7 protein-coding genes are annotated in these 9032 nt (G+C 66.8%); 4 read left to right on the top strand and 3 right to left on the bottom strand.

Features of this window, described 5'->3' with window-relative positions; translation table 11 throughout:
• Positions 1 to 206 precede the first annotated feature (206 nt).
• The gene (locus ACI2KK_RS24665; protein ID WP_404670999.1) at positions 207 to 1577 is read right to left on the bottom strand and encodes an APC family permease; all 1371 of its coding nucleotides are present in this window, start codon (positions 1575 to 1577) and stop codon (positions 207 to 209) included.
• Between the two features lie 527 nt (positions 1578 to 2104).
• Here ACI2KK_RS24665 and ACI2KK_RS24660 point away from each other — a divergent pair.
• The 3 genes from ACI2KK_RS24660 to ACI2KK_RS24650 all read left to right on the top strand — a co-directional run bounded on the left by ACI2KK_RS24660 (position 2105) and on the right by ACI2KK_RS24650 (position 5927).
• Positions 2105 to 2950, top strand: a complete 846-nt coding sequence (locus ACI2KK_RS24660; protein WP_404670998.1) for a LuxR C-terminal-related transcriptional regulator — start codon at positions 2105 to 2107, stop codon at positions 2948 to 2950.
• A gap of 45 nt (positions 2951 to 2995) precedes the next feature.
• Positions 2996 to 4378, top strand: a complete 1383-nt coding sequence (locus ACI2KK_RS24655; protein WP_404670997.1) for an aspartate aminotransferase family protein — start codon at positions 2996 to 2998, stop codon at positions 4376 to 4378.
• A 112-nt stretch (positions 4379 to 4490) separates the two neighbouring features.
• Complete coding sequence (locus ACI2KK_RS24650) at positions 4491 to 5927, top strand: aldehyde dehydrogenase (RefSeq protein WP_404671001.1); 1437 nt, start codon at positions 4491 to 4493, stop codon at positions 5925 to 5927.
• Between the two features lie 136 nt (positions 5928 to 6063).
• Here the strand turns inward: ACI2KK_RS24650 and ACI2KK_RS24645 are convergent, their stop codons facing one another.
• On the bottom strand, positions 6064 to 6984 hold the full coding sequence (locus ACI2KK_RS24645; RefSeq protein ID WP_404670996.1) for a LysR family transcriptional regulator: 921 nt from the start codon (positions 6982 to 6984) through the stop codon (positions 6064 to 6066).
• A gap of 111 nt (positions 6985 to 7095) precedes the next feature.
• Between ACI2KK_RS24645 and ACI2KK_RS24640 the strand changes: the two genes are divergently transcribed.
• Positions 7096 to 8283, top strand: a complete 1188-nt coding sequence (locus ACI2KK_RS24640) for an MFS transporter (protein ID WP_404670995.1) — start codon at positions 7096 to 7098, stop codon at positions 8281 to 8283.
• Positions 8284 to 8286: 3 nt separating this feature from the next.
• Here the strand turns inward: ACI2KK_RS24640 and ACI2KK_RS24635 are convergent, their stop codons facing one another.
• Positions 8287 to 8919: a LysE family translocator gene (locus ACI2KK_RS24635; protein WP_404670994.1), complete on the bottom strand. Its 633-nt coding sequence runs from the start codon at positions 8917 to 8919 to the stop codon at positions 8287 to 8289.
• Positions 8920 to 9032 lie beyond the last annotated feature (113 nt).

Here is a 9032-nt window from a genome sequence, read left to right as displayed (position 1 = left end):
AGCGCAGGGGGCCGGATGATGGGAGCAGGGCGGCTTTGGTTACTTTGGCCAAGACCAAAGTAACCCGCCGTAAGGGCGGAAAGGTGACGAAAAGCCTCTATCGTCAATGAATGCGCATACATCTACCAAAGCAATCACCCTAAAGCCCCGAACCCGAACCCGAACCCGAACCCGAACCCGAACCCGAACCCGAACCCGTACCCGTCTCAATCCGCCATCTGCAACTCCGGCAGCTTCACCCGAAACGCCCGAGTCAGCCCCAGCAGGCAGACGAACCCGGCCGCCATCCAGCACAGGCCAATGGTGAACGACATCTGCGACAAGCTGCTCCACAACCACAGCGTACTAAGAAACCCCAGCGCCGGAATGGCGCCATACATCAGCACATTGCGCGCACCACGCAGTTTCTGGTCCACCAGGTAGTGCTTGACCACCGCCAGGTTGACCGCCGAGAAGGCAAACAGCGCGCCGAAGCTGATCATGTTGGCCACGGTGTCCAGCGAGATCACCAGCGCCACCAGCGACACCAACCCCACCAGCAGGATGGCCATGGCCGGCACACGCTTGCGCGTTGCCAGCGTGCCCAGTACCCGCGGCATGGCGCCGTCGCGGCCCATGGCGAACAGCACCCGCGACACGCTGGCCTGGGACACCATCGCCGAGGCAAAGCAGGCAGCCACATAGGTGGCGGTGAAGGCGCTGGCCAGCAACTGGCCGCCGACGCTGCGCATCACCTCCACCGGCGCCGAGTCCGGGTTGGCGAAGCTGTCCCAGGCCGGGTGGGCCAGCTGGGCGAAGTACGACACCAGCAAGAACAGCAGCCCGCCGATCAGTGACACCGCCATGATCGCCCGCGGGATACGCACCGTCGGCTCGGTGGTTTCCTCAGCCATGGTCGATACCGCGTCAAAGCCCACGAACGACAGGCACAGCACCGCCGCCCCGGCCATGATCAGCGGCACGCTGAAGCCTTCGTGGTGGAACGGCGCCAGCAACGCCACCGGTTGCGCCTGGCCGGCCAGGCTGTGGATGGCCAGGCCGACGAACACCACGATGAACACCAGTTGCGCCACCACCAGCACCCAGTTGACCCGGGTGATCGACTCGATGCCGATCAGGTTGAGGAAGGTCACCAGGGCGATCGAGCCCAGCACCCACACCCAGGGGTGCACGGCGGGGAACCACTCCGACAGGTAGATGCCGATCAGCAGGTAGCTGAGCAGCGGCAGGAAGATGTAGTCCAGCAGCAGCGTCCAGCCAGTCATGAAGCCTGCGCAGGCGCCGAAGGTCTTGCGGGTGTAGGTGTACACCGAGCCGGAGTAGGGGTGGGCCTTGACCATGCGCCCGTAGCTGTAGGCGGTGAACAGCATGGCGCCGAGGGTCAGCAGGTAGGCGGCGGGCAGGTGGCCCTTGGTGGTCTGCGCCACCAGGCCATAGGCGGAGAACACCGCCAGCGGGACCATGTAGGCCAGGCCGAACAGCACCAGGGCGGCCATGCCCATGGATTTGCGCAAGCGCCCGGGTTGGGCGGGTGAATGGGGTGCAAGGTGTTCAGCTGTATTTGTTGTTGTATGCATCGCTGGCTCCTGAAGACGGCAGCAAGGTGCCGCAGCATGCGAGTGGGCTCGCTGCCGTCGAAGGTGTCTTGGAAGGAGAGGCTGGGTGAGGCGGGTTGATGCTCACACAGTTCGGTGGGGGGGCGTAATCACCCGATGGGGTGAGGGCGGGGCGTTTATGCGCGGGACCCTCTGTAGGAGCGGCCTTGTGTCGCGAAAGGGGCGCGCAGCGGCCCCGGCAATCTTGCATGAGGCTGAAATATTGGGGCCGCTTCGCGCCCCTTTCGCGACACAAGGCCGCTCCTACAGATACAGCGCCTGATTCAGGCTCTGTGCAATCCTGTGGGAGCGGGTTTACCGGAGTGCCGGACCACCGCGAATCAGGCGACGCGGTGGTTGGCACCGGCTATGCCGGTGTTCGCGGCTAAAGCCGCTCCTACAACAGATCGCATCTGCCGGCGGGTACCTCACCCCAACGGGTGATTTCGGTATCCCCGGCGCCGTGGGAGTATCTGGAACAACAACCTCCAGTAACCGGCAGGTGCACTGTGACTGACGATCCGCTTCTCTCAACCGCGTGGTTCGAACACCAGGCCCAGGTCACCGAGGCCATTGGCCGCCCGGGCTTTGCCGCCGCGTTGTTCGGGGCGCTGGCGGTGATCAGGCCGATCCAGGCCACCACCCTTTACCTGTACCCCCACGACGGCATGCCCTGCGCGCTGTTCGAGCAGGACGCCAAGGCCCCCTGGCAGCCCGAGGGCAACGTTGCCCGGTACCTGTCCGGCTTCTACCTGCTCGACCCGTTCTACGGCGCCTGCATGGAGCAGGTCGCCAGCGGCTGCTACGGCCTGTTCGAGGTGGCCCCCGACCAGTTCGAGCAGAGCGAGTACTACCAGTCGTTCTACCGCCACTCGCACCTGGCCGACGAGCTCAACTACCTGCTGCAACTGACCCCCGGGCAAAGCCTGGCGGTGTCGCTGGCTTTCACCGACCGGCTCGAGGGCGAAGCCCGCGCGCTGTTCGGGCGCATCACCCCTTGGGTGCTGGCCGTGCTCGGCAAACACTTCGCCGGCCTCGACAACCGTGGCGGGCGCTTCGAGAACCTGCTGGAGCAGCGCATCCACACCGCGCTGAACAACTTCGGCAGCTCGCTGTTGACCGAGCGTGAATGCCGCATCGCGCAGTTGATCCTGCGCGGGCACTCCACCAAGTCACTCGCCGAGCGCCTCGGCGTGTCGGAAGACACCATCAAGTCCCACCGCAAGAACGTCTACGCCAAGCTCGACATCGGCACCCAGTCAGAGCTGTTCAGCCTGTTCATCGACGCCCTGGCCAACGCCCAGGGCGTGCTCGGCCGCGACCCGCTGGAAAGCTACATGGGCAAGCTGCGCTGAGCGCAGCGGCCCGCAATACCCCCATTCCAACAAGAGAACACCGCCATGAATGCGCCTTTTGCCCCGCAACGCCAGACCCGCGACTACCAGGCCAGCGACGCCGCCCACCACATCCACGCCTTCCTCGACCAGAAGGCGCTCAACGCCGAAGGCCCGCGGGTGATCGTCGGTGGCGAGCGTCTGCACCTGTGGGACAGCGAGGGCAAGCGCTACCTGGACGGCATGTCCGGCCTGTGGTGCACCCAGCTGGGCTATGGGCGCCGCGACCTGACCGCCGCTGCCGCCACGCAGATGGACCAGCTGGCGTACTACAACATGTTCTTCCACACCACCCACCCGGCGGTGATCGAGCTGTCCGAGCTGCTGTTCAGCCTGCTGCCTGGGCACTACAGCCACGCCATCTACACCAACTCCGGCTCCGAGGCCAACGAGGTGCTGATCCGCACCGTGCGCCGCTACTGGCAGGTGCTCGGCCAGCCGAACAAGAAAATCATGATCGGCCGCTGGAACGGCTACCACGGCTCGACCCTGGCAGCCACGGCCCTGGGCGGCATGAAGTTCATGCACGAGATGGGCGGGCTGATCCCGGACGTGGCGCACATCGACGAGCCCTACTGGTACGCCGAGGGCGGTGAGCTGACCCCGGCCGAGTTTGGCCGGCGCTGCGCGCTGCAACTGGAAGAGAAGATCCTCGAACTGGGCGCCGAAAACGTCGCAGGCTTTATCGCCGAGCCGTTCCAGGGTGCCGGCGGCATGATCTTCCCGCCAGAAAGCTACTGGCCCGAGATCCAGCGGATCTGCCGCCAGTACGATGTGCTGCTGTGCGCCGACGAGGTGATCGGTGGCTTTGGCCGTACCGGCGAATGGTTCGCCCATGAATACTTCGGCTTCGAGCCCGACACCCTGTCCATCGCCAAGGGCCTGACCAGCGGCTACGTGCCCATGGGCGGCCTGGTGCTGAGCAAACGCATCGCCGAGGCGCTGGTGGAGCGCGGCGGGGTGTTCGCCCACGGCCTGACCTACTCCGGCCACCCGGTGGCGGCAGCGGTGGCCATCGCCAACCTCAAGGCCCTGCGCGACGAAGGCATCGTGCGCCAGGTCAAGGAAGACACCGGCCCCTACCTGCAACGCATCCTGCGCGAGGTGTTCGCCGACCACCCGCTGATTGGCCAGGTGCAGGGCGCAGGCCTGGTGGCGGCGTTGCAGTTCGCCGAGCACAAGCCCAGCCGCAAGCGCTTCGCCAACGAGAACGACCTGGCCTGGCAATGCCGCACCTTCGGCTTCGAGGAGGGGGTGATCATCCGCTCCACCCTGGGCCGCATGATCATGGCGCCGGCGCTGGTGGCCAACCACGCCGAGCTGGACGAGCTGGTGGACAAGACCCGCAAGGCCGTCGACCGCACCGCGCGCCTGGTCGGCAAGCTGTAACGCCCCCCTCCCTGAATACCCGCGACCGCCTGGCGGTCGCCTGGAGCCCGATGTGTACGACCTGAATTATTGGCAGCGCAAGGCCGCCGAGCTGACTTTCCTCGACCAGGCCATGATCGGTGGTCGCCTGGTGCCCGCCGCCAGTGGCGCCACCTTCGATGCCATCAACCCGGCCAACCAGCAGTTGCTGGCCAAGGTCGCCAGCTGCGCTGAAACCGACGTCGATCGCGCCGTGGCCAGCGCCCGCCAAGCCTTCGAACAAGGCCCCTGGGCGCGCATGGCGCCGGTCGAGCGCAAACGCGTGCTGCTGCGCCTGGCCGAGCTGATGCTGGCCCACCGCGAAGAGCTGGCATTGCTGGAGTCGCTGAACATGGGCAAGCCGGTGATGGATGCCCTGAACATCGATGTACCGGGTGCAGCCCATGTGTTCGCCTGGTATGCCGAGGCGCTGGACAAACTCTACGACCAGGTGGCGCCCACCGCGCGCAACGCCGTGGCCACCATCACCCGCGAGGCCATTGGCGTGGTGGCGGCGGTGGTGCCGTGGAACTTCCCGCTGGACATGGCCGCCTGGAAGCTGGCCCCGGCCCTGGCCGCCGGCAACAGCGTGGTGCTCAAGCCCGCCGAGCAGTCGCCGTTGTCGGCGCTGCGCCTGGCCCAGCTGGCGCTGGAAGCCGGGCTGCCCGAAGGGGTGCTCAACGTGGTGCCCGGCCTTGGCGAAACCGCCGGCAGGGCGCTGGGCCTGCACCCTGACGTGGACTGCCTGGTGTTCACCGGCTCCACCCAGGTGGGCAAGTACTTCATGCAGTATTCGGCGCAATCGAACCTCAAGCAGGTGTGGCTGGAGTGCGGCGGCAAAAGCCCGAACCTGGTGTTCGACGACTGCGGTGACCTGGACCTTGCCGCCGAAAAAGCCGCGTTCGGTATTTTCTTCAACCAGGGCGAATTCTGCTCGGCCAACTCGCGCCTGTATGTGCAGCGCTCGATCCACGATGCGTTCGTCGAGCGGCTGGTCAGCAAGGCCCGCGATTGGTACCCCGGCGACCCGCTGGCGCCGGCCAGCCGCGCCGGGGCCATCGTCGACGGCGAGCAGACCGCGCGCATCATGGCGGCCATCGCCCGCGGGCGGGAGGAGGGGGCGAGCCTGGTGTGTGGCGGGCGCCAGCTCAGCTTCAACGGTTCGAGCAATTTCATCGAACCGACGATCTTTACCGGGGTACGGCCCGAGTCGGCGCTGGCCCGCGAGGAAATCTTCGGGCCGGTGCTGGCGGTGACCGCATTCGACACCGAAGAGCAGGCGATCCAGCTGGCCAACGCCAGCATCTACGGGCTGGCGGCGTCGGTGTGGAGCGACGACCTGAACCGCGTGCACCGGGTGGCCCGGCAGTTGAAGGTGGGCAGCGTGTCGGTCAATACCGTCGATGCACTGGATGTGACCACCCCGTTCGGCGGGTACAAGCAATCCGGGTTCGGCCGCGACCTGTCGCTGCATGCCTTCGACAAGTACACGCAGTTGAAGACCACCTGGATTCAATTGCGCGGGGTGTGAGGCCCCTGTGGGTGTGCACTGCCGCACCTGCCTCATCGCCGGCAAGCCTTCAAGTTCATGCGATCCCTGTAGGAGCCGGCTTGCCGGCGATGAGGCCGGTACAGGCACCCCTGAACATTGTTCCGGGGCACCAAACCTACCCCCGCACCACCCGCCCCAGGCTCACCGTCAACGCCTGTACCAACGCACTGACCTTGGGCAGGTGCCCGCGGTTGCGCCGCCAGGCCAGGTGAATCGGCAGCCCCTGCACTTCGCATTCAGGCAGCACCTGCACCAGGCTGCCGTCATCCAGTTGGCGCTGCACCAGCCAGGTTGGCAACTGGGCGATCCCAAGCCCGGCCATCACCGCCATCGCCTGCCCCTCGCCATCGCCGATGGCCAGGCGCCCCGGCATCGGCTTGAGCAGGTCCACCCCAAGGCGCGCGCCGGTGAAGTGCAGTGCCGGCGTGCTGCCGTCGGTGCAGGCATATAGCACGCAGCCGTGGGCGCGCAGTTCGTCCTCGTCGCGCGGGGTGCCATGCCGGACCAGGTAGGCGGGGGCGGCGCAGAACACCAGGCGCTGGTTGCCCAGGTAGTGATGCTCGATGCCGGGCTGCCAGCTGTGCGGGCCGCCGATGCGTACCACGATATCGATGCCGTCTTCGGCCAGGTCGACGAAGCGGTCCGACAGGGTGATATGCGGCTGCAGCTTGGGGTGTTGGGCGGCAAAGGCCAGCACCGCCGGCAACGCGTGCAGGCGGCCGAAGCTGGCCGGCAGGTCGATGCGCAAATGGCCGCTGGGGCTGCTGTGCGCTTCGTTGAGCGCCTGCTCGGCATCCTCCAGATCACCCAATACACGGCTGCAGGTGCGGTAGTAGGCCGCGCCGCCGTCGGTGAAGGCCAGGCGCCGGGTGGTGCGTTCGAACAGGCGCACCTGCAGGCGCCGCTCCAGGCGCGCGATGCCCTTGCTGACGGCAGATGGGGTGAGGTTCAGGCGCTCGGCGGCGGCATTGAAACTGCCGGCATTGGCTACGCAGACGAACAGGTCGATGTCTTTCAGGCGCTCGGAAGCGGACATGGCGGGCTCGCTATTGGTGAACGTGGTTCGTTTGATTGCGGAATAACTACCAGTAATACGAACCAGATTCCAGAGTAGACTGGCGCCTCGTTTACCAAGGATCGTTTCACCATGACCAGTTCCACCCTGGCCTGCGGCGCCGCTGTGCGCCCGCAGCCCCGTGCCGGGCTGTCGATCGGCCTGCTGGCCGTCGGCGGCTTTGCCGTGCTGACCACCGAATTCATCATCCTCGGCCTGCTGCCGATGCTGGCGCGCGACCTGGGCCTGTCGGTGGCCGGCGCCGGCCAACTGGTCACCTTGTTCGCGGTCACCGTGATGCTGTTCGGGCCACCGCTGACCGCCTGGCTGTCGCCGTTGCCGCGCAAGCCGCTGTTCATCGGCATCCTGCTGGTGTTTGCCGGCGCCAACGTGCTGTCGGCGGTGGCCCCCGATTTGTGGTTGCTGGCCCTGTCGCGCTTCATCGCCGCGCTGGCCTTGCCGGTGTTCTGGGGCACTGCCAGCGAAAGCGCCGGGCAACTGGCGGGCAAGGGGCGCGAGGGGTGGGCGGTGTCGCGGGTGTACCTGGGCATTACTGCGGCTTTTGTGTTCGGTATTCCGCTGGGCACCCTGGCCGCCGGCGCTGTGGGCTGGCGCGGTAGCTTCTGGCTGTTGGCCGGGTTGTGCCTGCTGGTAGCGCTGTTGATGTGGGCCTGGCTGCCGCGCATGCCGGTGGTGCCCAAGCCCGCCGATGAACAGGGGCAGGGGGTGATACTCAAGGACCGCCGCTTCATCGCCCATGTGCTGTTGTCGGCACTGGTGTTCAGCGCCATGTTCACCGCCTACACCTACCTGGCCGAAATCCTCGAGCGCCTGGCCGGCGTGCCGGCCAACCAGGTGGGTTGGTGGCTGATGGGCTTTGGCGTGGTGGGCATGCTGGGCAATGCCCTGGCCGGCCGTATCGCCGACCGCAGCCCGCTGCGGGCCACCGTGCTGCTGTTGGTGATGCTGGCGCTGGGCATGGGCGCGGTAGCGCCGCTGGCCACGCATACCGAGCTGTTGATCGTGGCGCTGGTGCTGTGGGGGGTGGCCTATACCGCGCTGTTCCCGGTGTGCCAGGTACGGGTGATGCAGGCCGGGGCCAAGGCCCAGGCGCTGGCTGGCACCTTGAATGTGTCGGCGGCCAATGCCGGCATCGCCGCTGGCGCGGCGCTGGGCGGGGTGGCTATCCAGGCCCTGGGCCTGGGCGCGCTGGGGTACGTGGCCTGTGGGTTCGCCGTGCTGGCGATCATCGCCGCGCTGCTGTTGCTGGGGCGGGAGTGAGCCTTACACCGCCCGGGTATTGAGCAGGCGTACCCCCAGCCCGATGAACAGCGCGCCGGTGGCGCGCTTGAACCAGGCCGCGATGGGCGAGGCCTTGATGCGCTGGCCGAAGCGGTAGGCGGTGAAGCAGTAGAACGAGTGCACCATGCAAACGATCAGCGCCATGCTCAGGTACATCGCCGCGAACTGGCCGAGAATCGGCCGCCCGGGTTCGAGAAACTGCGGCAGGAAGGCGCAGAAGAACACCAGGGTCTTGGGGTTGCTGGCCGACACCAGAAACGCCTCCAGGCCGATACGCCACTTGCTGTGGTGGCGCACGGCTAGCGGCTGGGTGCTGGCCGCGTTGCTGGCGCCGCGGGCCAGCAACTGGCGCAGGCCGAGGTAGATCAGGTAGCCGGCGCCCACCAGCTTGAGTACCAGAAACGCCGCCGGCAGCGACACCAGCAAGGCGCCGATGCCCATGGCCACGGCACTGATCGCCAGCAATTGCGCGGCGAGGTTGCCGAACAGCGTCATGCCCACGCCCGCCGGGCCGTAGCGCAAGGCGTTGCGCACGGTCAGCAGCACGTTGGGGCCGGGGGTGAGCGAGGTCAGCAGGTAGGCGAGGGAGAAGGTCAGCCAGAGGTGCAGTGCCATGGGGCGCGTCCTGTGCGCGGTGGGGAGGTGTCACGATGCCAGTAGTTTGCCAGGAGCGCCACAGGATTGCGCGAGGCCAGAATCAGGCTCTGTCCCTGTAGGAGCGGCTTTAG

Origin of the sequence: Pseudomonas sp. NPDC089406 (assembly GCF_044900265.1) — a bacterium.
Classification (GTDB): domain Bacteria; phylum Pseudomonadota; class Gammaproteobacteria; order Pseudomonadales; family Pseudomonadaceae; genus Aquipseudomonas; species Aquipseudomonas fakonensis.
Note: the sequence above shows the minus strand (reverse complement) of the source record. Positions and strands in the feature narration are given on the sequence as shown.